Origin of the sequence: Ammoniphilus sp. YIM 78166 (genome assembly GCF_004522215.1) — a bacterium.
Classification (GTDB): Bacteria; Bacillota; Bacilli; order Aneurinibacillales; family RAOX-1; genus YIM-78166.
Genome location: NZ_SDLR01000002.1, coordinates 444,667 through 471,007 on the forward strand (window position 1 = coordinate 444,667; position 26,341 = coordinate 471,007).

Here is a 26,341-nt window from a genome sequence, read left to right on the forward strand (position 1 = left end):
AAGGAGATCAATGATGAAAGGTTCTCTTGATGCCGGGCAAAAAGCTGGGGATGAAAAGCTATCGACACTCATGAATAACGTAAACGCTGTTCGTGCTGTTTCCTCTGCAGTAGAAGGGACGCTAGGGCCTAAAGGGCTAGACACCATGCTGGTGGATGAGAATGGAGATGTGATTATTACAAATGATGGAGTCACGATCCTAGAAAAGATGGAAGTCAAGCATCCTGCGGCTCGAATGCTGATCCACATAGCAACAGCCCAGCAAGAAAAAGTAGGGGACGGCACAACAACAGCGACTATTCTTGCCAGTGCATTAATTCAAGAGGGAGCAGCACAGGTCCAGCGGGGAGTGCCTGTCGCGCAAGTGATTGCAGGTATACGGAAGGGAGTTCAGTTTTCCTTGACTCGATTGCAGGAGCTTGCCTCGCCTATTCATGATTTGGAAGACTCTTACCTAAAAAGAGTGGCATACATCGCGGCGAGAGAATATGAAGATATCAGTGATTTAGTCATGAGGGGCTGTAAGCTAGCTGGATATGATCAGCTAGTTGCCGAAAACTGGAGACTTTCAGATCTCGTTCATCCCTACCCGGGTGAGGAAAACGAGGTGTTTGAAGGAGTTCTTCTCAGTCGGATGCCGATCTCTAAACAAATGCCTTCCACTCTTACAGCACCGCTGATCCTTATCCTTGAAGATGGGCTCGCACCTGAAGAAATTGATGAGGAAGCGTTGGGGACCGAAACCGGATTTCAGCGTTTTCTTGATTACAAAGAAACCTTTAAATATAATCTACAAAAGATAGCAGAAGCTGGCGTAACTCTCATTGTTTGTCAACGCACCTGCGATCCCTTTGCCGAAGAATTCTGTGCGGATAAGGGGATTACAGTGTTACATAGAGTCTCCAAAGAGGAACTGAATCGTTTAGCAGGGCACGTAGGTGCGAAGTCGATTAAAAGAACGGGGTTAAACAAATCTATTTCAGAACTGATTGATGTTCTGGGTCGGGCAGCGTTCATGCATGCGGACGACCGAACCAACAGAGTTCGGATTGAGAAGGGACAGGGGAAGCCCACGGCTACTATCTTGGTCGGTGCTTCAACAGCTGAGGTGGTAGGAGAAAGAGGTAGGATTGCAAAAGATGCGGCTTCCTCTGTTCAGGCTGCTGTAAGAGGTGGAATCGTTGCTGGGGGCGGCTGCATAGAACTAGCCGTTTCTAGGGAGCTAGAACAGTGGCGGGCGAACTTACAAGGCTTAGAAGGCTATGGAGTGGAAGCGGTCGTTGCAGCCCTTCAGAAACCTATCCATCAAATGATCGTCAATGCTGGCTTTAACCCGCTAGAAAAGGTCGAAGAAGTAAGGTCTGCCCAGATCGCTGCCACTACTCCTTCCATGGGGTTGGATTTTTCCACAGGAAGCGTTCAAGATCTGTTTGAGAAAGGCATTGTCGACCCCGTTTTAGTTAAATACTATGCCCTTAAAGCTGCTGGTGAGGTGGCGGAGAGCATCTTACGAATTCATACCGTGATTCGGATGAAACCACATGCCGATTCAGAGGAATAGGAGTTGATTGCAATGGAAGAGAGAAATGGAGCAGAGCAAGAAATACTGGAGCAAGAGTCCAAGGAAACAGAGCAAGAAGAACTGAATCAGGAAGAAGCAGCAAAAGAGTCCGATCCCTTATTCGCTCTAAGGCAAGAAGCGGAGGAAAATTACAATCGCTATTTGCGAGTGCAAGCGGACTTTGACAACTTCCGCAAAAGAACACGCAAAGAAAAAGAGGAGCTGCTTAAATACGCTTCTTTGCCTGTAATTGAATCTCTTCTCCCAGCACTTGATAACCTAGAACGAGCTTTGTCCGCTGGACAAAATGCTGAACACTCAGACTCTCTAGTAAAGGGAGTAGAAATGGTCCTTCGCCAGATCCAGCAAGTCCTTGAACAAGAAGGATTGCAAGCCATTGAGGCAGAAGGCAAGCCATTTGATCCCCAATACCATCAAGCCGTTATGCAAGAGGAAAGTGCTGATCATGAAGCAGGCATCGTAATCCAAGAGTTGCAAAAGGGCTATATTCTCAAAGATCGAGTGGTTCGCCCTGCCATGGTGAAGGTCAGCTCATAGTTTATAAATTAAAAGTACATTTAACCCAGGAGGGAGTTTAACCATGAGTAAAGTAATCGGTATCGATTTAGGAACAACCAATTCATGTGTGGCAGTTATGGAAGGTGGGGAGCCTGTTGTTATCCCTAACGCAGAGGGCAATCGCACCACTCCGTCTGTCGTATCGTTCAAAAATGGAGAACGCATTGTCGGAGAAACGGCTAAGCGTCAAGCTATTACCAATCCAGACACCATCATCTCCATTAAGAGATATATGGGAACAAACCACAAGGTGGAAGCGGAAGGTAAGAACTTCACTCCGCAAGAAATTTCCGCGATCATTCTCCAAAAGCTTAAAGCCGATGCGGAAGCCTATTTAGGAGAAAAGGTTACTCAAGCCGTAATTACAGTACCTGCTTACTTCAATGATAGCCAACGTCAAGCTACGAAGGATGCTGGTAAGATTGCAGGTTTAGAAGTATTGCGTATTGTAAACGAGCCAACGGCTGCCGCCTTGGCTTATGGCCTAGAGAAATCTGATGATCAAACGATCCTAGTTTACGATTTGGGTGGAGGTACATTTGACGTTTCCATCTTGGAACTATCGGAAGGCTTTTTTGAAGTAAAAGCGACCTCTGGCGATAACAAGCTGGGCGGGGATGATTTTGATCAAGTGATCATTGATTATCTAGTAGCAGAATTTAAGAAGGATAATGGTATCGACTTAGCCAACGACAAAATGGCGGTTCAGCGTCTGAAGGATGCTGCAGAAAAAGCAAAGAAGGATCTATCTGGGGTTTTAACGACGACGATCTCTCTTCCTTTCATTACAGCTGATGCAACAGGTCCTAAGCACTTGGAAGTTACATTAAGCCGTGCGAAGTTTGAAGAGCTGTCTGCGCATTTAGTCGAAAGAACGATGGGTCCAACTCGCCAAGCGCTCCAAGATGCTGGTTTGCAACCAGGTCAAATTGATAAAATCCTTCTTGTTGGAGGATCTACTCGTATCCCGGCTGTACAAGAAGCCATTCGCAAGTATACAGGAAAAGAACCGCATAAAGGCGTTAACCCAGATGAAGTGGTTGCCTTAGGTGCTGCAGTTCAAGCTGGGGTGCTTACCGGGGATGTAAAAGATGTGGTATTGCTGGACGTTACTCCTTTATCCCTTGGTATTGAAACTCTAGGTGGAGTGATGACTAAGCTAATTGACCGTAACACCACCATCCCAACAAGCAAGTCTCAAGTTTTCTCTACAGCGGCTGATAGCCAGACTTCTGTAGAAATCCATGTATTACAAGGGGAGCGCTCCATGGCGGGAGACAATAAAACGCTAGGACGATTCCAATTGACCGATATTCCTCCAGCGCCGCGCGGCGTTCCGCAAATCGAGGTTTCCTTCGATATTGACGCTAACGGTATTGTGAATGTTAAAGCTAAAGACCTAGGTACAGGTAAAGAACAAAAGATCACGATTACCGCTTCCTCTGGATTGAGCGATGCAGAGATTGAGCGCATGGTTCAAGAAGCTGAAGCCAACGCTGACGCCGATCAACGCCGCAAAGAAGAAGTGGAAGTTCGTAATGAAGCAGATCAGCTAGTCTTCACTACAGAAAAGACCTTAAAGGATCTTGAAGGAAAAGTGGATGCTGAAGAGGTAGCAAAAGCTAACGATGCTAAAGAAAAAGTGAAAACGGCTCTTCAAGGAACGGATCTTGATGCAATCAAGGCGGCTAAAGAAGAACTTTCTCAAATCGTACAGCAACTATCTGTGAAATTGTATGAGCAAGCCGCTCAGGCAGCTCAAGCAGCGGGTCAAGACCCAGGAGCTGCAGGATCTGCAGAGAAAAAAGACAATGTAGTGGACGCAGATTATACGGTTGTTGAAGAAGATAAAAAGTAAGGGTTGCAATGAGTCAAAGTCAAGGCTATACTTGGCTTTGACTTTTTTCGCAGACAAGAATTTAAAAATGTATATAGAATTCTATATCTGCATAAGGGCAACTAGGCTGCCGCCTGCGCCGTAAAGGCTTGGCGCCAGCCAAGTTTTCTTTAACGGATAAGTGTGAAAGGGAGTGAAGGATCATGAGTAAACGCGATTATTACGAAGTGCTCGGCTTAGGAAAAGGCGCATCCGACGATGAGATCAAAAAAGCCTATAGAAAGCTGGCTCGTCAGTATCATCCTGACGTGAATAAGGCTCCGGATGCTGAGGAGAAGTTCAAGGAAGTAAAAGAGGCCTATGATGTTTTAAGTGATCCTCAGAAACGGTCCATCTATGACCAATATGGCCATGCGGGGATGGATCCTAACGCGGGCGGCTTTGGCGGTCAGGATTTTGGCGGCTTTGGCGACATTTTTGACATGTTCTTTGGCGGCGGGGGTGGACGAAGAAACCCTAACGCACCACGTCAAGGAGCGGATTTGCAATATACGTTGACCCTGCAATTTAAAGAAGCGGTTTTTGGGAAAGAATTGGATATAGAAATACCAAAGGACGAGGAATGCGGAAAATGCCACGGATCCGGTGCGGAACCAGGCAGTAAGATTGAAACCTGCTCCACCTGCCGTGGTACTGGGCAACAAGAGCAAGTGGCGAATACTCCATTTGGTAGAGTCGTTAATAGAAGAACCTGTAGCGCGTGCGGCGGTAAAGGCAAAATGATTCAAGTGAAGTGTTCGGATTGCCGCGGAGTTGGAACCGTGAAGAAGCGCCGGAAAATCCACTTGAATATTCCTGCAGGGGTAGATGAAGGAGCCCAACTTCGCGTGCCGGGTGAAGGTGAACCAGGCATCAACGGAGGACCGCCTGGGGATTTATATGTCGTTATTCGTGTCAGAGATCATGAATTTTTTGAGCGCGATGGAGTGGATATTTATTGTAAGGTTCCGATTACTTTTGCCCAAGCTGCACTGGGAGATGAGATTGAGGTGCCCACACTAGATGGAAAAGTGAAGTTAAAGGTACCTGCAGGTACGCAAACCGATACGTATTTCCGTCTCAGAGGAAAAGGGGTTCCGCATTTGCGTCGCACTGGTCAAGGGGACCAACATGTTCGTGTTGTGGTCGTTACACCAACCAACCTAACGGAAAAACAAAAAGATCTCCTTCGTGAGTTTGGAGAAATTAGTGGAGTCAAGCCAACGGAAGAAGAAGCATCGTTTTTTGACAAGATGAAGCGGGCCTTCCGCGGGGATTAGTTGAAGCAGTCAATTGGAGGGAGTTTGAGTGAATATGAAGTGGTCGGAAGTAAGTGTTCATACAACGCAAGAAGCAGTGGAAGCTGTATCTAATATCCTTCATGAAGCAGGAGCCAGCGGGGTCGTCATTGAAGATCCCGAGATTCTGCTGCGTGAGTGGGATGTATCCTATGGTGAAATTTATCAGCTCTCTCCAAGCGACTATCCCCAGGAAGGGGTTATTGTTAAAGCCTACTTGCCTATGAATGCCCATATTGCGGAAACGGTAGAAGAAATTAAACAGAAGGTTTTATTGTTGGAGACGTTTGATATTCCCATTGGTCGTGCTGAAATTTCTTTAGCAGAGGTTCACGAAGAAGAGTGGGCAACGGCCTGGAAGAAATACTATAAGCCTGTTCAGATCTCCGAACGAATTACCATTACCCCTACATGGGAAGAGTACGTTCCAAGCAATAAGAATGAACTGGTTATTGAACTTGACCCAGGCATGGCTTTTGGTACAGGGACACATCCTACTACCGTTTTATGTATTCGTGCTCTAGAGAAGTATCTGAACCCCCGTGACAGGGTGATCGATGTGGGATGCGGTTCAGGCATTTTAAGTATTGCAGCCGCCAAGCTCGGTGCGAGCTCCGTTTTGGCTATGGATTTGGATGAAATTGCTGTAAAATCCACTTTTCTTAACTCGGAATTAAACCTGGTGGAGGACAAAATAAGTATTAAACAAAATAACCTGCTTGAGGGGATTAATCAGCCAGTTGAAATGATTGTTTCCAATATCTTAGCAGAAATTATCGTGCGTTTTACGGATGATGCTTTTGCTTTATTACCAAGGGATGGTCTTTTTATTACCTCCGGTATCATTTCGCAAAAGCAAGAGGACGTAAAAGACGCCTTAAGAAGGTCAGGATTTGAGATTATTGAGGTTCAAGAGCTGGACGATTGGGTCTCCATTGTAGCCAAAAAAATGTAGATTGAGGGGCAAGCAATGCAGAGGTACTTTGTAGAACAGGAAAACGTGAATAAGAGCAGCCAACAGATCGTGATTACTGGGGATGATGTGGGGCACATCACGAAGGTGATGAGAACTTCTGTTGGTGACCATTTGATTAGTTGCGATGAAAATGGTGCTTGCTTTCTCTGTGAAGTGGAACAGCTCAATAAGGAACAAGTTCTTTGTAAAATTGTGGAGCCGCTAACGGACAATCGAGAACTACCGGTGAACGTGACCATAGCCCAGGGACTTCCTAAAGGAGATAAGATGGAGCTGGTCATACAAAAAGGAACGGAGCTTGGGGCCCATAGCTTTATCCCTTTTATCTCATCAAGAACGGTTGTCCAGCTAGACGCGAAAAAGGAACAAAAACGCCTGGAGAGATGGGGGAGAATTGCCAAGGAAGCGGCGGAGCAGGCTCACCGTCAAAGAGTTCCCTCTATCCACTCCTTACTTTCCTGGAAGCAGCTATTAGCTGAAGGCGAAGAGTACGATCTTGCCCTCATCGCTTATGAGAACGAGCAAACATCGACATTGCACGCGGCGATGCAGCATCTTCAGCCCGGGAAAAAGGTGTTGCTGGTCGTGGGACCTGAGGGAGGCTTTTCCGACTTGGAGGTTGAAGAGGCAATGGAGGCAGGATTTTCTCCCGTGATGTTAGGTAGAAGGATTCTACGCACGGAAACAGCAGCCTTATATAGCCTTTCTTGTATTTCGTATTATTTTGAACAGTTGGGAGGTAGGTAAAAATGCCTACTGTAGCCTTTCAAACACTTGGATGTAAGGTCAACCATTATGAAACAGAAGCCATCTGGCAGATCTTTAAGCAAGGAGGCTATGAACAGGTTTCCTTTGAGGGCGACTCGGACGTTTACGTCATCAATACCTGTACCGTTACGAACACAGGTGATAAAAAGAGCCGTCAGGTTATTCGCCGTGCCGTTCGACGCAATCCGGAAGGCATAGTAGTTGTAACAGGCTGTTATGCCCAAACGTCTCCCGGAGAAGTGGCTAATATCCCCGGTGTCGATATTGTTCTTGGTACGCAAGGAAGAGAACAGCTTCTTGACTTGATTCAAGAATATCAACGAAATCGGGAACCAATAAATGCAGTCAAGAATATTATGAAGACTCGCCAGTTTGAAGAACTGGAAGTTCCAGATTTCTCGGATCGGACACGTGCTTCCTTGAAGATCCAGGAGGGTTGCAATAATTTCTGTACGTTTTGTATTATCCCATGGGCACGAGGACTCATGCGAAGCAGAGACCCGCAAAATGTACTCGAACAAGCCCACAAGCTTGTGGAAGCCGGATATAAAGAAATTGTTCTTACAGGAATCCATACAGGTGGTTATGGTGAGGATCTTGAGGATTATAATTTGGCTAAGCTTTTATGGGACTTAGACAAGGTGGAGGGTCTTCAACGGATTCGAATCAGCTCGATTGAAGCAAGCCAAATCACCGACAGTGTCATTGAAGTGCTTCAAAGTTCCGAAAAAATGTGCAGGCACTTGCATATTCCTCTTCAGGCAGGCGATGACCAAGTCCTTAGAAGAATGCGCAGAAAATATACGGTGGATGAGTACCGAAAGAAAATAGAACAAATTCGTCAAGCGATGCCCGGAGTAGCCATAACGACAGATGTGATTGTCGGATTCCCGGGTGAAACGAAACAGCTCTTTGAGAATGGCTTTGATTTTATAAAGGAAATTCAATTTGCGGAAATGCATGTGTTTCCTTACTCCAAGAGAACCGGAACTCCAGCAGCAAAGTTTGAGAATCAGGTTCCGGAAGAGATTAAAAATGAGCGGGTGCAGCGCTTAATCGAGCTGTCTAATGCGTTCTCTCTCCAATACTCGAAGGAATTTTTAGGGCAGGCATTAGACATTATCCCTGAAAGTGCCTATACGGATGGATCCGGACAGCAAGACCTATTCTACGGTTATTCGGATAATTACCTAAAGGTTATCTTCCAAGGGACGCCTGACTTGATCGGAAAAATGGTTCGAGTGCGTTTAGATGAACCGGGTGTTGAGTTTTGCCGAGGAACCTTTATCCGGGAATTAGAACCTACAACGGCAAGGTAAAGCGGGAAGGATATCTGGCGTTAGACAGATATCCTTTTTGTTTGCTATCTTATTCAAGAAACTTTTTTTCTTTGATAATAAAGGGTAAAATAAGAGAAAGTTACCAGGGTAGAAAAGGGTGATGGACGTGAAAGAGATATCTGCCGGAGGCGTTGTTTATCGTAAGCGAGGAGAGCAGCTAGAGCTGCTTATTATCGAAGATCGGTATATGAAGATCTCATTGCCCAAGGGCAAACAAGAGCCGGGAGAAACAATGGAAGAAACAGCCTTGCGCGAGGTAAAGGAAGAAACCGGGATAGATGGACGGATTGTAGAACCCCTCGAAGTGATCTACTATCAATATTACCATCCCCAGCTGGGACCGATTAACAAGGAGGTTCACTATTATTTAGTGGAGGCCATTTCGGGAGAACTCGTCCCGCAAATTGAAGAAATTAATAAAGTTACCTGGATGTCGCCTGAGGAAGCATGGAGGGTTCAGATGTCCATAGGCTACGAAAACAATCACTCCGTGATTGATAAAGCTTTTACATTACTAAGTCTACCAAAGGGGAAATAGTCATGATGTCGCTGAATGAGTACATAGATCATACTTTGCTTAAGCCTGAGGTAACCAAAGAACAAATCTTCAAGCTATGCGAAGAGGCTAAAGAATACCAATTTGCTGCTGTTTGTGTGAACCCTATATGGGTGGCTCTTTGTAAAGAGCTTCTCACGGGTACAAAGGTGCAAGTGGCTACTGTTGTAGGGTTTCCTCTCGGCGCCAATATGCCTCAAGTTAAGGCGTTTGAAACAAAACAAGCGATTAGTGATGGCGCTACTGAGATTGACATGGTCATGAATGTGGGAGCCTTAAAATCCAACGACCTGGAATGGGTAAAAAAGGATATTGCTGCTGTAGTTGAAGCTGCTGGGGAACAAGCTATCGTAAAAGTCATCTTGGAAACGGGTCTTTTGTCTGAAGAGGAAATTGAAACAGCCTCAAGAATCTCAGTTGAAGCCGGTGCTCATTTTGTAAAAACCTCTACTGGGTTTGGACCAGGAGGAGCCACCGTTCCTCATATTGCACTAATGAGAAAGACCGTTGGCCCGGAGATTGGGGTCAAGGCATCGGGTGGGGTACGCGATTATGAAACGGCAGCCGCGATGGTTGAGGCAGGTGCTACACGAATAGGGGCAAGTGCCGGAATCGCGATCGTAACGGGCCAAACATCTCAAACAAGCGGATACTAAGGAAGAGGCTTTTGTTCTGTGGGCGACCACAAAACAAAAGCCTTCTTCATGCTTAAGTAGGTGAGGATAGATCAGATCATTCAGGACACTTTAGGTATAGGGTTTCTTTTCAGGGATCAAATATTCAACAAGCCGAGCGAACAAGTGGGCAAAAGGCAATACGACTAAAGAACATACCACATTAAAAATGGTCTGAGCATGGGCAACTTGTGCCGGAGGATGGGCCGTGAGTGAAGTAGAAATAAGAGCGAGTAGACTGATAAGCGGAATAAAGGCAACAACACCAGCTACATTCAGGATGATGTGGCTCCAAGCAACACGAACGGAAGCGGTATTACCTCCAATTGCCGCGATGAGCGCGGTCATACACGTTCCAATATTGCTCCCTAGGACTATCGCAATCGCCATGGTTAAGGGGATCAGATGATCGCCCATGAAGCTCATGGTAATGGCTGTGGTGGCTGAGCTGCTCTGAATCACAGCGCTAATGGCTGTCCCAATTAAAACGCCAACTACACTGTTTTCTGACCCCCAAACCACAAGCTCCCGGAAAATTCCTGTTTCACGGAAGGGATGAACGATGGTTTGCATGGCATCCATTCCAAGAAAAATACATCCGAATCCGGCAATGGCAAGGCCAGTGCAACGTAGTATGTGATAAGGAATAAGCCAAAGAAAAGCTCCGAATAGAAAAAGAGGAACGGCATATTGGTATATGTCTAAGGCGATAATTTGCGTAGTTACAGTGGTCCCGATGTTCGTCCCGAGGATTATGCCAATCGTTTGTGGGAAGGTAAGCAGCCTAGCATTGGTCAAGCCGATGGTAATCACCGTGACCGCACTACTACTTTGCAAAAGCATCGTGAGGACCGTTCCTGTAAGGAACCCATGCGAAGGTGTTTTGGTAAAACGAGTCAAAATTTCTTTAAGTTTATGGGCTGCTAGATTATTCAGCCCCAGTTTCATAATCTGCATACCGAATAAGAAGATGGAAATACCGACGGCAAAGGGAATAATGATCTCTTTCATTCTTCAGCTCCTATGGTATAGATCTATTCCATGATAATTATAGGTATGATAAAGAATAGACAGGCATGACAAGCAATTTACCTGCAGAAAGGAAAACGAAGATGACAGCAAAAGTATTTCTATCCAGCAACAGAAAAAAAAGACTAGAAAAGGGACATCCCTGGATTTTTCAATCTGAAATTGGTTCTATAGAAGGACAATATGAGCCTGGGGATATTGTAGAGGTGTGTAATCACAAGGGACAATTTCTGGCAAAAGGATATATTAATCCCCAATCGCAAATTATGGTGAGGGTGTTAACCTATGACTCAGAAGAAAATATTGATCCTTCCTTTTTTAAGACGAGAATCCAAAAGGCGGTTGAGTACCGTCAGCGTTTTTTAACAGATACCCATTCATACCGGGCGATCTATGGCGAGGCCGATTTTTTACCAGGGCTTGTTGTAGATAAATTCGAGGATATACTGGTTGTTCAGATTTTATCTCTAGGGATGGAGCTTCGAAAAGATTGGATCAAAGAAGCTTTACTTGAAACGTTTAATCCTAGGGGGATCTATTTGCGCAACGATGTACCCGTCCGTGAGCTAGAAGGGTTAGCCCAAGAAAAAGGGTTCTGGCATGGTGAATTCCATACGGAGGTCGAAATTATCGAGAACGGTCTAAAATATATTATTGATGTAAAGGAAGGGCAAAAAACAGGATTTTTCTTTGACCAAAGAGAAAATCGCGCCGCCATTGCTCCCTTAATGAAGGGGTGGGGAGGGCGAAGCGGAATTCGGTTGGTTCCTCTCGATCAAGTGAAAGCGGATAATCCAGACAACCCTAAATTTACGCAACAGGCTACTCAAACCCTAGATCTGCATGGGCAGCCCGAATGGGCCCCGGTTAATAAAAATGGAAACATTGTGCAATTTCCTTATTGGGATGGGGCAACGGTATTGGAGTGTTTTGCCCATACTGGCTCATTCACGCTAAATGCTTGCAAGCATGGCGCAAAAAAAGTAACTTGTTTAGATATTTCAGATCATGCCATTCAAACAGCCAAGAAAAATGTAGAGCTAAATGGCTTCACTGATCGTGTTGATTTCGTTGTTGCTAATGCATTTGACTATTTGCGGGAGCAAGTGGCCGCGGGACGGACTTGGGACGTGGTAATATTAGATCCTCCAGCGTTCGCAAAGTCAAAAGGGGCCGTTAAGTCCGCTTGCAGGGGTTATAAGGATATTAATCTGCATGGGCTCAAGCTTGTTAACGAGGGCGGGTTTTTAGTCACGGCTTCCTGTTCGTTTCATATGTCTCCACAGTTATTCCGCGAGACCCTTGAGGAAGCCGCTCAGGATGCTAAAAAAATTCTCCGAGTCGTTCATTGGAGCGGTGCAGGCATCGATCATCCTGAAATATTGGGCGTGAATGAGGGTCATTACTTAAAATTTGCTATTTTTGAAGTTCGTTCTCAGCACTAACTCTTGAATGGGTCTATAGCGGCGGGGGAGAATAATAAAGGGGTGAAATGACAATGAATAGAGCAATTAAGACGGCACTATCCGGTATTGTTTTAGCCCAAGGTCTTAAAATTCCCTTTGAATACCTTCAGACAGGAAAGTGGAACATCAAGACAGCCGTAACTCCTGGAGGGATGCCAAGTTCTCACTCCGCAGGGGTAAGTTCATTAGCCACTTACATCGGACTCAAGAAAGGGTTTTGTTCTATCGACTTTTCCATTGCGACATTATTAGGCTTGATTGTAATGTACGATGCCGCAGGGGTGAGATATCATGCGGGACAGACAGCTATCGCGGTAAACGATTTAAAGGAGTCTGTGGAAAAACTGTCAGAAGCCCATCCTGAAATTGAGCATTATCATGATACAGAGAAAGAACTTAAAGAACGTTTGGGTCACTTGCCGTCCGAGGTGGCTGCAGGTGCATTGTTTGGATTGGCGGTCGGAGCAGTGAGTTATCTCTTATCAGAAAGGTAAGACAGACAAAACTAGATTAGATTCGACAACGCTTTGTGACACCATTCTATAGCTGTTCTATGGTATTGTAATAACAGGACAAGCTATAGAGGGGTGAGTTCGTTGTTAGATAAACCACAATCTACAAAAATGAGCGAAGTCAAGATAGGCACATACAAAAGAACCCTATTGGATGTACACCAATGGCAAGTCAACAACAAAACGAGAAAAACCCCGATTATCAGGTTCTTGAGCTGGCTTTTTGGAAATTAAGTAACATAAACATAAAAGGGAAGGACTCTCACTGAGATCCTTCCCTTTATTGCGTGCCTTATTTTTGTACCGCTCGCTCTCTAAAGAGTAAAGACAGGCAATAGATCCCTGCCAAGCCAACCAGTGTGTACACAATACGGCTTACCCAGCTTGACTCGCCGCCAAATAAGGCGGCCACTAAATCCCATTGGAATAATCCTACCAGCAGCCAATTCAAGGCTCCAATAATGACTAAGATAAGGGCCACACGATCCATCTTTTTCCCTCCAATCTTGTTAGTTTAAGTTTATCTTTCCCTCTGCGTCCCATGTCTATGCTGATATACATAATATGGAAAAGTGGAGGTGGTGATCGTGCGTGTTGGGGTGGATATTGATAATGTAATTAATAACCTAAGTCCACTATTGGAGAGAAGTGTAAAGAAGCACTTTGGCAATAAGTGGACGTTGTGGGATATTTACCAACGCTATCATTTAAGAGACGCCTTGAGGCTTTCCGTTTGGGAGGAGTTATGGTTTTGGAAGAAGTTCGGATTAGAAATTGCGTTCCATTCTAAGCCTCAGCCATATTGTAGGGAGGCCTTGCATTGGCTGAGGAGAAATGGATGCAGGATCTACTTAATAACCGCGCGGCCTATTATCATGAAGCCGATGACATTGGCTTGGCTAGAGCAGCATGATGTTCCTTATGACAAGGTCATCTTTGGGGCTTCGGAGAAAGGAAAGATTTGCAGGGAGAATGGAATCGCTGTAATGGTAGAGGATTCTGATAAAAATATCAAAAACTTATTGCAACACGGCGTGACCACGATCGCTATTCCCTATCCCTATAACTCCCACTTCAGAAGCCAGAATCTGTTTTATCTAGCGGACTGGAGAGCCATTGCCAATCTCATATTGCAGATGAGGTTTAGGGGAGCTTAAGCGGCTGGCCCGCCTTTATGGAATCTGTTTTCATGTGGTTGACCTTCATGATTTCCTTAATCTTTGTTACAGGATTATCCTGTGGATAGAACTGAATGGCTATTTTCCAGAGGGTATCTCCTTCTTTTACTGTATACATGCGTTGGGCCTGTGCTTTGGTTTCTGTCGTTGTTTGAATGGCAACAGAAAGACCATCTGCGGGTAGATGCTGAACTCTTTTCTTTACGATCCAATGGAAGCTGCTGAAAATGAGGAAAAGGATCAACAGTAACTTAAGAAGAGTAAGTAAATGCTGCCATTCCGGTTCTGGATCTCCTTTATACACGGTTTTTCCCTTTAACTTTTTTAAGATCACGGCCATAACTATCCCTCCTTCATTACATTCTATGCAGGCAAAACCAAGAACTTGTCCTATGCACCAAGAAAAGAAGGAGGGATTTAACTTAAAGAGGATATGGGGTATAGTGTACATATTAGTAACCATTTGCCTATAAAATTGGTATCATATCGAGAGAGATATCTATTATAAGCTCGGCAGCGATGGATAAGGGAGGCTTTGCAAGAATGAATAGTAAAATAAGGTTAGGCATTATTTATGGTGGAAAATCAAGTGAACACGAGGTGTCACTAAGTACCGCAAAGGCGATAATAAACGCCATCGATCGCAATAGTTATGAAATTATCCCTATATATATCCAGCTTGATGGAATATGGGTGCAAGGCGCAGTATCGGATCGAGATATCGCTTCTGTTGAGGAATTAAGGTTCCGTGGAGCCCTCGAAGGTCAGCCCAACGTACTCAGACTCAAGGAAATGGTTGATATTGCTTTTCCCGTTATCCATGGGCCGAATGGAGAAGATGGAACACTACAAGGCTTACTTGAAATGGCGGATATACCTTATGTTGGAACAGGTGTACTAGGTTCTGCAGTAGGCATGGATAAAGTTGCTATGAAAAACGTCTTTGGTGAATTAGGAATTCCCCAATGCAAGTATCTTTCTTTTTTACGGACACAATTGGAAAACATGGATTCTATTGTCTCAGACATTGAGAATACTCTTGGTTACCCGTGCTTCGTCAAGCCTGCCAATATGGGTTCGAGCGTGGGGATATCAAAGGCTAAGGACCGCGACTCTTTGATTCAGGCCCTAGAGTTGGCTGCCCGTTTTGACCGCAAAATTGTGGTGGAAGAATTCGTTAGCGGGAGAGAGTTGGAAATCGGCGTATTGGGGAATGAGCATTTGAAGACATCCGTTGTAGGAGAGATTGTCTCGATTAACGAGTTTTACGACTATGAAGCCAAGTATAAAAACACAGGGACAAAGTTATATATCCCTGCGGAAATTCCAGATCATGTAAGAATACAGATTGAAGAAATGGGTAAAAAGGCTTTTCATAGCGTAGATGCTTCGGGATTGAGTAGAGTTGATTTCTTTTGGGATGAGCGGCAGGATAAGGTGTATATCAATGAAATCAATACGATGCCAGGGTTTACCCCATTTAGTATGTATCCTATGCTGTTTCAGGCAGCAGGAGTTTCATACACAGAACTCATCCATCAATTAGTCGAACTAGGGCTAGAACGGTACAATGACCGTCATGCTAATGCGGTTGCCGCGGAGAAGCTGGAGTAAGGAAAAAAAGAGAGGGTCCCTTTTTTTAGGGACGCTCTCTTTTTTGTTTTGCCAGGACATCCTGAATAACCTCCTCCAGCTTCATTCCTCTGGAAGCTTTAAACAATATAGCATATTGAGGGTCCATAAAGCGGTGAAGAAATGCAGCTGCGTCTTTCTTTTCTTCGAAATGCTGTGTAGGGATGGATAATGATTCCCCGATAAAACGGGACTTATCTCCTACGGTAACTACATAAGCCACATTCGCCGCATCCAGCGATTGAATAAAATGCCCTACTTCCCGATGATAAGCTGAGCTTTCTGCCCCCAATTCATACATATCGCCTAAGACAAGCACTTTCTTATGCAGAGGAAGTATTCCAGTAAACGTTTCAATGGAACTCTTCATCGAAGTAGGGCTCGCGTTGTAGGCATCGTTAATCATCATGGCTGTTTTCGAATCTCTTACCAGCTCAAACCTCATAGGGGATATCGCTAAGGTCGATAGGCTAGTATGAATCTCTTCAAGGGTATATCCGTAGTGATACGCGATAAAAATGGCTGGGAGGCAATTCGCAACGTTATGTGTGCCAAACATGGGAATAGCCATATTATAGCTTTGGCCTTTAAGATGGACGATAAAATTCGTTCCTTGCTCGGTTGTACGAAGATCGGTTGCATAGATGTCGGCCTCTTTTTCGATACCGTAAAAAAAGTTTTTTCCTGGGTTTAGATGACTGACACTCACAACGTACTCATTATCGCCGTTAAGAATGGCAAAACCGGATGGCGACGTATGAGGAAGCAGCTCCCCTTTTGCTCGTGCAATGTTTTTCCTAGATCCTAGGTTTTCAATATGGGCATCGGTTACATTCACGATCACACTAACATCAGGTTTACCAATAGAGGCGAGATAGTCAATTTCTCCAGCGTGATTCATCCCCATTTCCAACACAGCCATTTCGTGCTCATCCGTGATCTGCAAGATCGAGAGGGGAACGCCGAGATGATTATTGAAATTTTTATAGGTCTTATACACGGACTTTTTATGGGCTAGAATGTGGGAAATCATATCCTTGGTTGTTGTTTTGCCATTGCTTCCCGTAACCGCAATGATGGGGATCGTTAGCCCAGCTCGGTAAAAGCGAGCCATCTCACCGAAAGCTAGTTGCGTGTCTTTCACAAGAACATAGGCTAAGCCGGAATCTTCTTGTATATATCGCTCATCAGAAATAAGAATGGCCACTGCCCCATTCGCCTTTGCATCGGCTATAAATAGATGTCCATCACGAGAGCCGCTGGTAATGGCAATAAACATGGCGCCAGGAAGGATCTGCCTTGTATCAAAGTGAAAGGATGTAATAGGCAGTGAGGGGGAAGAACCTATTAGTTTTCCTCCGGTTGCCCGGCATATGTCTTCAAGAGTAAGCATGTAAGGGTTCCTCCAATCGGGAAAAAAAATCATTTGTTTTTATGCTAACACTAAGACGAGGATGGGAGCAACCAGCAATGGAAGCAATAGCTCCCTTGACATAATTCTCCAAAAAACGGTACAGTGAATTTATCTAGTATTAGGAGGCATTGAAATGGAAGCAAACTGTTTATTTTGCAAGATTATTGAAAAGCAAATCCCTGCTAAGATTGAATATGAAGACGAAAAAGTCATGGTATTTCATGATATCCATCCTAAAGCGCCGGTACACTTGCTGATCATACCTAAGAAGCATATTCCAACCATGATGGATGTTGCGGAGGAAGATCTAGAGCTGATTGCTTACATACATAAGATTGCGCAAACCATGTATCATAAGATGGAACTTCAAGGGATGCGCTTAATCAACAACTGCGGAGAAAAGGGCGGTCAAGAGATTTTTCATCTCCATTATCACCTCTGGGGCTGGAAAGAATAAATAATATAAGTTCATGTTGACCAGGGTGGCCCAGGTATAATATAATATGCTTTGACAGTCTGAATAAGATTGTTTTTAATGGTTAATGCGGAGGGAGGGAAAAGCAATGTCTGAAGTTCGCGTACGTAAAAACGAATCTCTTGATGCCGCTCTTCGTCGTTTTAAACGTGAAACAGGTAAGGCCGGTATTCTAGCTGAAGTGAAGAAGCGCAGACACTATGAAAAGCCTAGCATTAAGCGCAAGAAGAAGTCTGAAGCTGCTCGCAAGCGCAAGTTCTAATTTTTTTAGTTTAAGTAGGATAGGGTGACGAAATGAGTCTACTTGATAAACTTAACGATGATATGAAGCAAGCCATGAAAGATAAGGATAAGCTCAAACTCTCCGTCATCCGCATGGTGAAATCTTCTGCTAAGAACGAAGAAATCAACCAAGGTAAAGAGCTGACCGACGATCAGGTGCTAACTTTATTCAATCGTGAGTTGAAACAGAGACGCGATTCCCTCCAAGAATTTGAAAATGCTGGCCGAACCGATTTGGCTGAGCAAACTCGCGCTGAAATCGAAGTGTTATTAACATACTTACCTGAGCAATTAGGCGAAGCAGAAGTTCGTCAAATTGTACAAGAAACGGTAGAACAAGTTGGAGCTACTTCGAAGAAGGACCTTGGAAAGGTTATGGGAGCCATCATGCCTAAAGTTAAAGGCAAAGCCGATGGAAACCTCGTGAACAAAATTGTTCAGGAATTGCTTCCTTAGAACATACAAACACCTTATGCATTTGCATAAGGTGTTTTTGTTTTGTTCGGATGAAACCTTTTCCAATTCATCCCGTATGAAGTAATAGTCTGGAGGGGAAAAGGGAAAAAATAAAGGTGCTAGCACGGCATGTATATAGAGTAGAAGGGAGGGTTGGTCAATGTCGCATAGCAAAAGGATCACTAAGATTGTGCTAAGCTTCTTATTTTTGGCAACAATAATCTCTTTCCTATTGCCTCTTCAAACCAAAGCGCAAACAGGTAAGCTGATTTATGTCATTCCTGTCGAGCAAGGAGTAGAACAAGGACTTTATAGCTTTTTGCAAAGGGGTTTTGCGGAAGCTGATACAAATGAGGCTGATGCGATATTTCTGATGATTGATACCCCTGGGGGAGAGGTGCAGGCAGCAGGACTTATAGGGCAATTAATTCGAAAAGAAGAACGTCCAGTCTATGCCTATATTGTGGATGAAGCTTTCTCCGCTGGAACTTACATAGCACTAAATGCCGATAAGATTATAATGACACCGGGCAGCGCGATGGGCTCAGCTGCACCTATTGATATGGCGGGGAACATGGCGGAGGAAAAGTTCGTTTCAGCTTGGACGAAAAAGATGAGAAGTGCTGCCGAGATGAATGGAAGAGATCCCTTAATTGCTGAAGCAATGGTAAATCCTCAAATTGAGATTGAAGGGGTTACTGAAGCAGGGAAAATCTTATCTCTTGCCCCGAGTGTCGCTAAGGAAGTAGGATATGCAGACTATCTAGCCCAAAACTTTGAAGATGCTTTAAACCAAACAGGCTTTGCGGGGGCTATGATCATTAACCTTGAGCCCAATATGGGAGAAAGAGTGGCGAGGTGGGTAACGAGTCCTTATATTATCCCTTTATTGCTCACAGTAGGGCTAGCCGGTATTGTTATTGAACTTTTGGTCCCAGGATTCGGAGTGCCTGGGTTAATTGGTTTAACCGCATTTTCGCTTTATTTCTTTGGGCACTTTATTGCGGGGTTCGCTGACTGGCTCCATATTGTACTTTTTATTGTGGGGATTATTTTATTGCTTATTGAAATTGTCGTCCCTGGTTTTGGAATATTTGGAGGAATTGGCTTGATATCCATTTTATCTGGGATCGTATTAGCTGCATATGATGCTACTCATGGTTCTATCTCACTAGGGATTGCATTTGTTATCACTCTTGTAATTTCGTTTATTGTTATCAAATATTTTGGTCACCGTGGTGTATGGAACAAATTCATTTTACGAGAAGACCAAAGAAATGAAAAAGGTTATTCGGCTCCTAAAGATTGGAGAGGACTCCTATCCAAAGAAGGAGTAACAGTCACCACATTAAGACCTTCAGGAACAGCTCAAATTGATGGAGAGCTGATCGATGTCGTTACAGAGGGGAGCTATATCGAAAAGGAAAGGCCGGTTAAAGTTGTTCGAGTGGAAGGCACGCGCGTCGTGGTCCGTGAGGTAAAAAATAAGGATTAAAGGGAGTTGATAAGATGGATGCAGCAACGCTATCCTTTCTACTGACGGTTGCTCTAGGAGTGGTTGTACTTTCCGTGTTCTTTACGTTTGTGCCTGTGATGCTGTGGATTTCAGCCTTGGCTTCAGGGGTGCCTATTGGGATTATTACGTTAGTTGGAATGCGATTAAGAAGAGTTCTTCCCGCTCGGATTGTTAATCCCTTAATTAAGGCTAGAAAAGCAGGAATTGATCTATCTTCTAATCAGCTAGAGAGTCACTATCTGGCTGGAGGAAACGTGGATCGTGTAGTGGATGCTCTAATTGCAGCGGAACGAGCGAACATCGATTTGCTGTTTGAACGGGCAGCTGCTATCGATTTAGCAGGGCGGGATGTTCTTGAAGCTGTTCAGATGAGTGTTAATCCTAAAGTAATTGAAACGCCTTTTGTGGCCGCTGTGGCAAGAGATGGTATTGAGCTTAAGGCTAAGGCTAGGGTTACCGTAAGGGCCAATATTGACCGCCTCGTAGGGGGAGCAGGAGAAGAAACCATAATTGCACGTGTTGGAGAAGGGATTGTAACCTCCGTCGGTTCCGCGAATAGCCATAAAGAAGTACTAGAGAATCCGGACCGAATCTCTCGGACCGTTCTCGAAAAAGGGCTTGACGCAGGGACTGCGTTTGAAATCTTATCCATTGACATTGCCGATGTGGATGTCGGAAGAAATATAGGCGCTAACCTGCAGATTGAACAGGCAGAAGCTGATAAGCAAATTTCTCAGGCGCGTGCCGAAGAGCGTAGAGCGATGGCCGTTGCTTTTGAACAAGAGATGAAGGCGCGGGTACAGGAAATGCAGGCCAAGGTAGTAGAAGCGGAAGCACAGGTTCCTCAAGCCATGGCAGAAGCTCTCAAGCATGGGAAGCTAGGCGTTATGGATTATCTTAATATGAAGAATCTTGATGCAGATACCGAGATGAGACAGTCTTTTGGTCAACAGACTGGCAATCGAGATCAAGATGCGGATAAAAAGTAGGATAGAAGATGTTGATTAGCTGGTTGCTTGATCTCATCTTCTCCAACCTTTGGCTACTGCTGTTGGTATTTTGGTTGTTTCGTTCCTTTGCAAGAGGAGCGCGGAAAGGGATGGAAGAAGACCCGGCGTCGTCCCGAGAGACAGTGCCCGTAGATTTTCCATGGGAAAGAGAACAGGAACCCGTCATTCGGAGAAGACCAGTAGACCCTATAGGAGATTCACCTGCTCAAGTTAGCCCAATGGTCCCTGTAGCAGGTGAAGGAGATAGGGAGGCCCCTGTGCGAGCTCACAGGAAGGATAAGAAAGTAGCCCCGGCTCTTGCACAAAATGAATCGCGCCTTCCTCCTGCTGTACAGGGAATGATTTGGAGCCAGATTTATGGACCTCCTCGATCTAAGGCGCCTCATCGCCTGGGAAGAAAAAAATACTGAAGCTTAAAGAAGGGGACTCCCAACTGATAACCAAGGTTGGGGGTCCTTTTTGTTTTGTATAGAACGTTCTCTTTTTAGCTTCATAAAAGCCTTTGTCTGAGCATACATCTACATTAGTAGCACTTTGCCTAATCATTTCCCAAGAGATGAGGCTTAAAACAGACAGTGATCATTGGAAGGGGGAGCCGAGGCCGAATGAAAAAAATGTGGGGGAGACACCTGCGTAAATTTGCAGCAAAAATGCTCGACCTGCCAGCCGATGTTACCATGGAGATGCCCAGGATCACGATGATCGGGCAGATTCATATGTACATAGAGAATCATCGCGGAGTTCTTCTTTTTAATGACAAGGAGCTCCGTTTGCTTTTAACAAAGGGTCAGTTGCTTGTAAAGGGAGAAAAGCTGGTGATCCGTGCCATTCTTTCTGAAGAGGTTCTCATCGAGGGAAAAGTGGATGGAGTTCAATTTATTGAATAGGGGGATATGCAAAATATGCAGCATCAATGGTTAAAATGGTTTAATGGATACCTCGTGATTATCCTCAGGGGGAGGAGGATAGAACGCTTAATTAATCTCGCTGTTCAGAAAAAAATGCAGGTGTGGAATATTACTCGTTATGATGATCAGCGAGGAAAGATAAATATCCGACTTGAGGACTTTTTTCTTCTCAAGCCTCTTTTACGAGAGACAGGTTGTCGCATGCAGATCATGAGCAGACATGGGTTTCCCTTCTTTTTAACAAGAGTAAGGGAACGCTATGCGTTTTTCGGCGGCTTTCTATTGTTTATTATCATGCTATTTTTATTATCCAATGTAATCTGGTCGATTGAAGTAGTAGGAAACGAGAAGATCGGGAAGTACGAGGTTTTACAAGTGGCCGAGAAAATTGGAATCCAACAGGGGAAGTTTAGCTTTATGATGGACGAACCTGACAAGATCCAGGCTAAGCTCTTGGAAAACCTCCCGGAAGCTTCGTGGGTTGGGTTTCAGATAAAAGGGACGAAAGCACAGATCCGAGTAGTCGAAAAAATTCTTCCCGAGACGAAGGAAGCATTAAGCCCTAGACACCTCGTGGCGAAAAAATCGGCAGTGATCTCTACTATTTTTGCAGAAGAGGGAAAACCAGTGGTTCGTCCAGATGATTTTGTAAAAAAGGGAGATATTCTCGTTTCGGGTTTGATCGGTAAAGCGGAAAGTCCCACTGCTGTAGCGGCCAGGGGAAGGGTTGAAGGGGAGGTATGGTATGAGACAGAAGTGATTGTGCCGATTGAACAGAAGCAGGCTGTATTTGTTGGGGAGAGTCATCGCAATTTCTACATCGTATGGGGTGAAAAACAAATAAAGATTTGGGGATATAAAGAGCTTCCTTTCCAAAACTATGAGATAAAGGATCAAAAGTGGGTGATGCGTTGGGGAGACAAGTCCTTCCCGCTCGCCTGGAAGACGGAGGATCTCCACGCTGTGGAAACCCAGGAAAAACTAGTGGATGAGAAACAAGCTCAAGATATGGCGATTCAAGCAGCTAGGCAGGACATCCTTAGTAAAATGGGAAATGGAGGATATATTAAAGAAGAAAAAGTTTTGCACCTGAAGCGAGAGAATGATAAAGTCTATATTAAGATGCACGTTGTTGCCATTGAAGACATTGCTGTCGAACAACCTATAATCATTGAAGGAGAATGATATTTTGCCCGTACAAGAAGAATCAATCAAAGTACGACTTAAAGATACAGCAACTGCGATTGCACTATTTGGACCGCAAGATGCATTCCTGAAGAAGATTGAAGAATCGTTTCAAACCAAAATTACGGCCCGCAGCGATGAAATTACCATATCAGGACATGACCAGGAAGCCTCAACCGTTCGTCAGCTCCTGCAAGTGCTTGCCGTCCTTGTAGAAAAGGGCATGCAGCTGTCCGAACGCGATATTGCCTATGCCATCGATCTTTCTAAGCGTGGGGCAGTAGATGAGTTGCTAGAGCTTTTTGATGAGCAGATTGCCCAATCTGCTAAAGGCAAGCCCATCCGTGTGAAGACGCTAGGACAGCGTCACTACATTACTTCCATTCGGAAGCATGATATTGTCTTTGGCATTGGTCCTGCCGGAACAGGTAAAACTTACCTGGCTGTTGTTATGGCAGTCGTCGCGTTAAAGGGAGGACAGGTTAAGAAGATTGTTCTTACCCGTCCGGCAGTAGAAGCTGGCGAAAACCTAGGATTTTTGCCTGGTGATCTTCAGGAAAAGGTAGACCCTTACCTCAGACCTTTATATGACGCTTTGAATGATATTTTGGGCATGGAGGCAGTAACCCGTCTCATGGAGCGGGGAACGATCGAAGTGGCTCCCCTAGCCTACATGCGTGGCCGTACTTTGGAGGATTCTTTTGTTATTCTGGATGAAGCTCAGAATACGACGCCAGAGCAGATGAAAATGTTTTTAACTCGACTAGGTTTTGGATCTAAGATGGTGATCACAGGTGATGTTACCCAAATTGATCTGCCGCGCGGCAAGCGCTCAGGTCTCAAAGAGGCAGAGAGAATTCTTGCCAATGTGCCAGGCATTTCCTTTGTCCTTATGAGCGAAGCAGACGTAGTCAGACATCCTTTAGTACACAAGATTATCAAGGCTTACGCAGAGACAGAAGGGGATCAATAATCAACACTTGCCCCCCAGGGGGCAGAGGAGAAGCAAAGGGGCTGTTATACATGAAAAAAGGGTTACTCCAGGGAACATGGCGTATCCCGGAGACATGGAAGACAAGCTGGGCTGTCCGGATGCTTCTTTTTTTCTTTTTAGCGATAGGCATTTATTTTTTGCTCTTGGAGCATGTAGTTCCAAAGACATACGATCTGAAGGAGAATACGATCAGCAATATGAAGATCGTAGCTCCCATGGAAGTAGAAGATGTCGATCTAACTCAGCGTTTTAGGGATGAGGCAGTGAAATCCATTAAGCCAATTTATGTCCTGGACGAGAGAATAACAAACAATCAGTTGAAGGTTCTTGACCAGATCTTTCGAAGTGTAACAGAAACGAGGCTACAGCAAGAAAAACTGGAACTCGCAGCTCAAGCTGAAAGGGAAGCTTTAGGAGATCAGGAAACTTCGGATTCACTCGCTGAGTGGGAAGATAAGCTGCCGACTCAAGAGGAGTGGATTAGCCAACTTAAGGACAGTATCCCTTATCAGCTGTCCGACGAGACGTATCGGACACTATTAAAGCAATCCCCCGAATCCCTGGCCATCATCAAAACGATCTCCCGCAATATCATATCTGCCGTTATGTTAGAGGGGGTAAGATTGACTGGGGAATCCCAGACCCAGGAACGAGTGAATCAGCACCTGTCAGGTACAGAACTTGAGAGCAGAGCACTTCAAGTGGTAAAGGAGCTTGTACTAGCGAGCATTGTGCCCAATATTGTGTTTGATGAACAAGCGACAGAACAAGCGAAGGACAAGGCGATAAAAGCGGTGAAGCCGATCGTTATTCATAAAGGGGATATACTAGTAGGTGAAGGGGAATACATTACCGAAGAAACGTACAGGAAACTAGGGGTAGCAGGCTTATTGACCCACAAACCCAACTATTTTCCTTATTTAGGTTTGTTGTTACTCGTCTTGCTGTGCATCGCTTTTTTCTATTTTTACCTAGGTCAGAATAAACCCGATTTTAAAATGGATAACCAGCAGTTGATGATGCTGATGACCATTATTTTGCTTACTCTAATGACGATGAAGATCGTAAGTTTAGGACAGGCCCTAGAGTATTCGTTTATTGGTTTTCTTGCCCCTGTTTCATTTGGGAGTATGCTGATCGCTCTGTTCCTAGACCAGAGGTTGGCTATGTTTGCTGGGGTGCTTTTCTCTATCTGCTCAAGCATCATCTTTAATACAGACAGCACCTACCTTTTTGATTATCGATATGGGTTTGTGGCTTTATCTGCCTGCTTAACTGCTGCCTATGCTCTAGGTAAACCTAAGCTAAAGCGTAACATTCTTTTAGCAGGCTCACTGGTCGTCCTGGTGAACATCCTTTCGATTACCTCCGTATACATGCTGTTTTATTCGGTAAAATGGGGTGATCTAGTACACCTTTACGGCTATGCCATACTCAGCGGGCTGTTATCTTCTATTTTAACGATGGGACTTGTCCCGTTTTTTGAGTCGGCCTTTGGAATATTATCTACGATGAAGCTTATAGAACTTTCAAATCCGAATCATCCGTTGTTGCGTCGTCTACTCATGGAGACTCCGGGGACGTATCACCATAGTATTATGGTGGCCAATCTTTCCGAGGCAGCTTCCGAAGCCATAGGAGCCAATGGTCTGCTTGCCCGGGTAGGATCTTATTATCATGATGTTGGGAAAATGAGGCGTCCTCAATTTTTTATAGAGAATCAAATAGGCAAAGAAAACCCACATGACAAGATTGCTCCTAGCTTAAGCCGGACCATTATTATTGCTCATCCAGCGGACGGGGTAAAACTATTGCAAGAGCATAAACTGCCTAAGCCGATTCAAGATATCGCCGAACAGCACCATGGGACCACGTTACTCAAGTTTTTTTACCATAAGGCGATGCAAGATTCAGGATCGGCCGTTTTAGAGTCTGACTACCGCTATCCAGGCCCCAAGGCTCAGTTCAAGGAATCTGCCGTTGTCGGGATCTGCGATAGTGTAGAAGCTGCCGTTCGATCCTTGTCTAAGCCCACACCAGAGCGCGTAGAGACGCTAGTGCGCAAGATAGTAAAGGATCGGCTGGATGATGGACAATTCAGTGAATGCGACCTAACGTTCCAGGAGCTGGAGCTTATCACTCGGAGCATATGTGAAACGCTGCAAGGAATCTTTCATAATCGGATCGAGTACCCTGAAGAAGCAGAGGTGAAACGGGCGTGACGTTAATGGTTGAAATTTTAAATGAACAAGAAGAATCCCTAACTGCCGAGCAAATGGACACCCTTGTCCATTTGCTCGAGAAAGCTGCTGAGCTCGAAGGGATTTCAGAAAAAGAAGTAGCCATTACATTCGTAGATAATGAACGAATCAAAGAATTAAATCAGCAGTTCCGAAATAAAGATAAATCTACGGATGTACTTTCTTTTCCATTGGATGAAGAGGATGCGTTGGGAGATATCATTATCTCCATTCCCAAGGTACGGGAGCAGGCGGAGGATTACGGTCATTCCTTTGAGCGGGAATTAGGCTTCCTTACGGTACATGGCTTTCTCCATTTACTAGGGTACGATCATGAAACTGAGGCGGAAGAAAGGGAGATGTTTGCACGTCAGGAGCAGATCCTGCAGGAATTTGGGTTAATCCGTTAGGTAAGG

The 26,341-nt window shown here is 44.8% G+C and carries 28 protein-coding genes; 24 read left to right on the forward strand and 4 right to left on the reverse strand.

The genetic code is table 11. From position 1 onward, the window contains the following. The first annotated feature begins 13 nt into the window (after positions 1-13). The 9 genes from EIZ58_RS08245 to deoC all read left to right on the forward strand — a co-directional run bounded on the left by EIZ58_RS08245 (position 14) and on the right by deoC (position 9,610). A complete protein-coding gene (locus EIZ58_RS08245) occupies positions 14-1,561 on the forward strand; it encodes a TCP-1/cpn60 chaperonin family protein (RefSeq protein WP_205672131.1) in 1,548 nt (515 codons plus the stop codon). Positions 1,562-1,573: 12 nt separating this feature from the next. Then, positions 1,574-2,119 carry a nucleotide exchange factor GrpE gene (grpE, locus tag EIZ58_RS08250; protein WP_134700129.1) on the forward strand — a complete coding sequence of 182 codons (546 nt, stop codon included), beginning with the start codon at positions 1,574-1,576 and terminating at the stop codon, positions 2,117-2,119. A gap of 43 nt (positions 2,120-2,162) precedes the next feature. Beyond that, positions 2,163-3,998: a molecular chaperone DnaK gene (dnaK, locus tag EIZ58_RS08255; protein WP_134700130.1), complete on the forward strand. Its 1,836-nt coding sequence runs from the start codon at positions 2,163-2,165 to the stop codon at positions 3,996-3,998. A 182-nt stretch (positions 3,999-4,180) separates the two neighbouring features. Next, complete coding sequence (dnaJ, locus tag EIZ58_RS08260) at positions 4,181-5,296, forward strand: molecular chaperone DnaJ (RefSeq protein ID WP_134700131.1); 1,116 nt, start codon at positions 4,181-4,183, stop codon at positions 5,294-5,296. 34 nt (positions 5,297-5,330) lie between these two features. Beyond that, positions 5,331-6,269 carry a 50S ribosomal protein L11 methyltransferase gene (prmA, locus tag EIZ58_RS08265; protein WP_134700945.1) on the forward strand — a complete coding sequence of 313 codons (939 nt, stop codon included), beginning with the start codon at positions 5,331-5,333 and terminating at the stop codon, positions 6,267-6,269. Between the two features lie 15 nt (positions 6,270-6,284). After that, a complete protein-coding gene (locus EIZ58_RS08270; RefSeq protein WP_134700132.1) occupies positions 6,285-7,037 on the forward strand; it encodes a 16S rRNA (uracil(1498)-N(3))-methyltransferase in 753 nt (250 codons plus the stop codon). A 2-nt stretch (positions 7,038-7,039) separates the two neighbouring features. Next, a complete protein-coding gene (mtaB, locus tag EIZ58_RS08275; RefSeq protein WP_134700133.1) occupies positions 7,040-8,377 on the forward strand; it encodes a tRNA (N(6)-L-threonylcarbamoyladenosine(37)-C(2))-methylthiotransferase MtaB in 1,338 nt (445 codons plus the stop codon). Between the two features lie 121 nt (positions 8,378-8,498). After that, positions 8,499-8,936 carry an NUDIX hydrolase gene (locus EIZ58_RS08280; protein ID WP_370297662.1) on the forward strand — a complete coding sequence of 146 codons (438 nt, stop codon included), beginning with the start codon at positions 8,499-8,501 and terminating at the stop codon, positions 8,934-8,936. A 5-nt stretch (positions 8,937-8,941) separates the two neighbouring features. After that, complete coding sequence (gene deoC, locus EIZ58_RS08285; protein ID WP_134700946.1) at positions 8,942-9,610, forward strand: deoxyribose-phosphate aldolase; 669 nt, start codon at positions 8,942-8,944, stop codon at positions 9,608-9,610. A 90-nt stretch (positions 9,611-9,700) separates the two neighbouring features. On the opposite strand, the gene EIZ58_RS08290 is transcribed toward deoC, so the two are convergent. After that, the gene (locus tag EIZ58_RS08290; protein WP_134700135.1) at positions 9,701-10,639 is read right to left on the reverse strand and encodes a Na/Pi cotransporter family protein; all 939 of its coding nucleotides are present in this window, start codon (positions 10,637-10,639) and stop codon (positions 9,701-9,703) included. Between the two features lie 101 nt (positions 10,640-10,740). Between EIZ58_RS08290 and EIZ58_RS08295 the strand changes: the two genes are divergently transcribed. Together EIZ58_RS08295 and EIZ58_RS08300 are read left to right on the forward strand one after the other, a co-directional pair. Continuing rightward, on the forward strand, positions 10,741-12,102 hold the full coding sequence (locus tag EIZ58_RS08295) for a class I SAM-dependent rRNA methyltransferase (RefSeq protein WP_134700136.1): 1,362 nt from the start codon (positions 10,741-10,743) through the stop codon (positions 12,100-12,102). A 53-nt stretch (positions 12,103-12,155) separates the two neighbouring features. Beyond that, positions 12,156-12,617 (forward strand): divergent PAP2 family protein, encoded by a 462-nt coding sequence (locus tag EIZ58_RS08300; protein WP_134700137.1) that lies wholly within the window; start codon positions 12,156-12,158, stop codon positions 12,615-12,617. Between the two features lie 310 nt (positions 12,618-12,927). On the opposite strand, the gene EIZ58_RS08305 is transcribed toward EIZ58_RS08300, so the two are convergent. After that, positions 12,928-13,125 (reverse strand): DUF378 domain-containing protein, encoded by a 198-nt coding sequence (locus tag EIZ58_RS08305; protein WP_134700138.1) that lies wholly within the window; start codon positions 13,123-13,125, stop codon positions 12,928-12,930. A 97-nt stretch (positions 13,126-13,222) separates the two neighbouring features. Here EIZ58_RS08305 and EIZ58_RS08310 point away from each other — a divergent pair, with 97 nt between their 5' ends. Next, positions 13,223-13,792 carry a 5' nucleotidase, NT5C type gene (locus tag EIZ58_RS08310; RefSeq protein ID WP_167577567.1) on the forward strand — a complete coding sequence of 190 codons (570 nt, stop codon included), beginning with the start codon at positions 13,223-13,225 and terminating at the stop codon, positions 13,790-13,792. Here the strand turns inward: EIZ58_RS08310 and EIZ58_RS08315 are convergent. After that, entirely contained in the window at positions 13,779-14,153 is a 375-nt protein-coding gene (locus tag EIZ58_RS08315; protein ID WP_167577568.1) for a LysM peptidoglycan-binding domain-containing protein, read from the reverse strand. The genes EIZ58_RS08310 and EIZ58_RS08315 overlap by 14 nt on opposite strands. 203 nt (positions 14,154-14,356) lie before the next feature. On the opposite strand from EIZ58_RS08315, the gene EIZ58_RS08320 reads away from it, so the two are divergent. Then, positions 14,357-15,427: a D-alanine--D-alanine ligase gene (locus EIZ58_RS08320; RefSeq protein WP_134700141.1), complete on the forward strand. Its 1,071-nt coding sequence runs from the start codon at positions 14,357-14,359 to the stop codon at positions 15,425-15,427. 25 nt (positions 15,428-15,452) lie between these two features. On the opposite strand, the gene EIZ58_RS08325 is transcribed toward EIZ58_RS08320, so the two are convergent. Further along, positions 15,453-16,838, reverse strand: a complete 1,386-nt coding sequence (locus EIZ58_RS08325; RefSeq protein ID WP_167577569.1) for a UDP-N-acetylmuramoyl-tripeptide--D-alanyl-D-alanine ligase — start codon at positions 16,836-16,838, stop codon at positions 15,453-15,455. Between the two features lie 154 nt (positions 16,839-16,992). Here EIZ58_RS08325 and EIZ58_RS08330 point away from each other — a divergent pair, with 154 nt between their 5' ends. The 11 genes from EIZ58_RS08330 (at position 16,993) to ybeY (ending at position 26,335) form a co-directional block, all read left to right on the forward strand. Continuing rightward, a complete protein-coding gene (locus EIZ58_RS08330; RefSeq protein ID WP_134700143.1) occupies positions 16,993-17,316 on the forward strand; it encodes a histidine triad nucleotide-binding protein in 324 nt (107 codons plus the stop codon). 106 nt (positions 17,317-17,422) lie between these two features. Next, positions 17,423-17,596: a 30S ribosomal protein S21 gene (gene rpsU / locus EIZ58_RS08335; RefSeq protein WP_129196526.1), complete on the forward strand. Its 174-nt coding sequence runs from the start codon at positions 17,423-17,425 to the stop codon at positions 17,594-17,596. A 32-nt stretch (positions 17,597-17,628) separates the two neighbouring features. Continuing rightward, on the forward strand, positions 17,629-18,072 hold the full coding sequence (locus EIZ58_RS08340) for a GatB/YqeY domain-containing protein (protein ID WP_134700144.1): 444 nt from the start codon (positions 17,629-17,631) through the stop codon (positions 18,070-18,072). A gap of 160 nt (positions 18,073-18,232) precedes the next feature. After that, positions 18,233-19,567: an NfeD family protein gene (locus tag EIZ58_RS08345; RefSeq protein ID WP_134700145.1), complete on the forward strand. Its 1,335-nt coding sequence runs from the start codon at positions 18,233-18,235 to the stop codon at positions 19,565-19,567. 14 nt (positions 19,568-19,581) lie between these two features. Beyond that, positions 19,582-20,577 (forward strand): flotillin-like protein FloA, encoded by a 996-nt coding sequence (gene floA / locus EIZ58_RS08350; protein WP_134700146.1) that lies wholly within the window; start codon positions 19,582-19,584, stop codon positions 20,575-20,577. Between the two features lie 8 nt (positions 20,578-20,585). Further along, positions 20,586-21,008 (forward strand): hypothetical protein, encoded by a 423-nt coding sequence (locus EIZ58_RS08355; protein ID WP_134700147.1) that lies wholly within the window; start codon positions 20,586-20,588, stop codon positions 21,006-21,008. 195 nt (positions 21,009-21,203) lie between these two features. Then, complete coding sequence (gene yqfC / locus EIZ58_RS08360; protein WP_134700148.1) at positions 21,204-21,485, forward strand: sporulation protein YqfC; 282 nt, start codon at positions 21,204-21,206, stop codon at positions 21,483-21,485. A gap of 15 nt (positions 21,486-21,500) precedes the next feature. After that, positions 21,501-22,691 (forward strand): sporulation protein YqfD, encoded by a 1,191-nt coding sequence (gene yqfD / locus EIZ58_RS08365; protein WP_167577570.1) that lies wholly within the window; start codon positions 21,501-21,503, stop codon positions 22,689-22,691. 4 nt (positions 22,692-22,695) lie between these two features. Continuing rightward, a complete protein-coding gene (locus EIZ58_RS08370; RefSeq protein ID WP_134700150.1) occupies positions 22,696-23,664 on the forward strand; it encodes a PhoH family protein in 969 nt (322 codons plus the stop codon). Between the two features lie 50 nt (positions 23,665-23,714). Next, positions 23,715-25,907, forward strand: coding sequence for an HD family phosphohydrolase (locus EIZ58_RS08375; RefSeq protein ID WP_134700151.1), 2,193 nt, complete (start codon positions 23,715-23,717; stop codon positions 25,905-25,907). After that, positions 25,904-26,335: an rRNA maturation RNase YbeY gene (ybeY, locus tag EIZ58_RS08380; RefSeq protein ID WP_205672133.1), complete on the forward strand. Its 432-nt coding sequence runs from the start codon at positions 25,904-25,906 to the stop codon at positions 26,333-26,335. Before EIZ58_RS08375 ends, ybeY begins: the two co-directional genes overlap by 4 nt. The last annotated feature ends 6 nt before the right edge of the window (positions 26,336-26,341 follow it).

Coding starts and splice junctions, on each gene's coding strand:
- EIZ58_RS08245 (WP_205672131.1), top strand. CDS start 14: ATGAAAGGTTCTCTTGATGCCGGGCAAAAAGCTGGGGATGAAAAGCTA.
- grpE (WP_134700129.1), top strand. CDS start 1,574: ATGGAAGAGAGAAATGGAGCAGAGCAAGAAATACTGGAGCAAGAGTCC.
- dnaK (WP_134700130.1), top strand. CDS start 2,163: ATGAGTAAAGTAATCGGTATCGATTTAGGAACAACCAATTCATGTGTG.
- dnaJ (WP_134700131.1), top strand. CDS start 4,181: ATGAGTAAACGCGATTATTACGAAGTGCTCGGCTTAGGAAAAGGCGCA.
- prmA (WP_134700945.1), top strand. CDS start 5,331: ATGAAGTGGTCGGAAGTAAGTGTTCATACAACGCAAGAAGCAGTGGAA.
- EIZ58_RS08270 (WP_134700132.1), top strand. CDS start 6,285: ATGCAGAGGTACTTTGTAGAACAGGAAAACGTGAATAAGAGCAGCCAA.
- mtaB (WP_134700133.1), top strand. CDS start 7,040: ATGCCTACTGTAGCCTTTCAAACACTTGGATGTAAGGTCAACCATTAT.
- EIZ58_RS08280 (WP_370297662.1), top strand. CDS start 8,499: ATGGACGTGAAAGAGATATCTGCCGGAGGCGTTGTTTATCGTAAGCGA.
- deoC (WP_134700946.1), top strand. CDS start 8,942: ATGTCGCTGAATGAGTACATAGATCATACTTTGCTTAAGCCTGAGGTA.
- EIZ58_RS08290 (WP_134700135.1), bottom strand. CDS start 10,639: ATGAAAGAGATCATTATTCCCTTTGCCGTCGGTATTTCCATCTTCTTA.
- EIZ58_RS08295 (WP_134700136.1), top strand. CDS start 10,741: ATGACAGCAAAAGTATTTCTATCCAGCAACAGAAAAAAAAGACTAGAA.
- EIZ58_RS08300 (WP_134700137.1), top strand. CDS start 12,156: ATGAATAGAGCAATTAAGACGGCACTATCCGGTATTGTTTTAGCCCAA.
- EIZ58_RS08305 (WP_134700138.1), bottom strand. CDS start 13,125: ATGGATCGTGTGGCCCTTATCTTAGTCATTATTGGAGCCTTGAATTGG.
- EIZ58_RS08315 (WP_167577568.1), bottom strand. CDS start 14,153: ATGGCCGTGATCTTAAAAAAGTTAAAGGGAAAAACCGTGTATAAAGGA.
- EIZ58_RS08320 (WP_134700141.1), top strand. CDS start 14,357: ATGAATAGTAAAATAAGGTTAGGCATTATTTATGGTGGAAAATCAAGT.
- EIZ58_RS08325 (WP_167577569.1), bottom strand. CDS start 16,838: ATGCTTACTCTTGAAGACATATGCCGGGCAACCGGAGGAAAACTAATA.
- EIZ58_RS08330 (WP_134700143.1), top strand. CDS start 16,993: ATGGAAGCAAACTGTTTATTTTGCAAGATTATTGAAAAGCAAATCCCT.
- rpsU (WP_129196526.1), top strand. CDS start 17,423: ATGTCTGAAGTTCGCGTACGTAAAAACGAATCTCTTGATGCCGCTCTT.
- EIZ58_RS08340 (WP_134700144.1), top strand. CDS start 17,629: ATGAGTCTACTTGATAAACTTAACGATGATATGAAGCAAGCCATGAAA.
- EIZ58_RS08345 (WP_134700145.1), top strand. CDS start 18,233: ATGTCGCATAGCAAAAGGATCACTAAGATTGTGCTAAGCTTCTTATTT.
- floA (WP_134700146.1), top strand. CDS start 19,582: ATGGATGCAGCAACGCTATCCTTTCTACTGACGGTTGCTCTAGGAGTG.
- EIZ58_RS08355 (WP_134700147.1), top strand. CDS start 20,586: ATGTTGATTAGCTGGTTGCTTGATCTCATCTTCTCCAACCTTTGGCTA.
- yqfC (WP_134700148.1), top strand. CDS start 21,204: ATGAAAAAAATGTGGGGGAGACACCTGCGTAAATTTGCAGCAAAAATG.
- yqfD (WP_167577570.1), top strand. CDS start 21,501: ATGCAGCATCAATGGTTAAAATGGTTTAATGGATACCTCGTGATTATC.
- EIZ58_RS08375 (WP_134700151.1), top strand. CDS start 23,715: ATGAAAAAAGGGTTACTCCAGGGAACATGGCGTATCCCGGAGACATGG.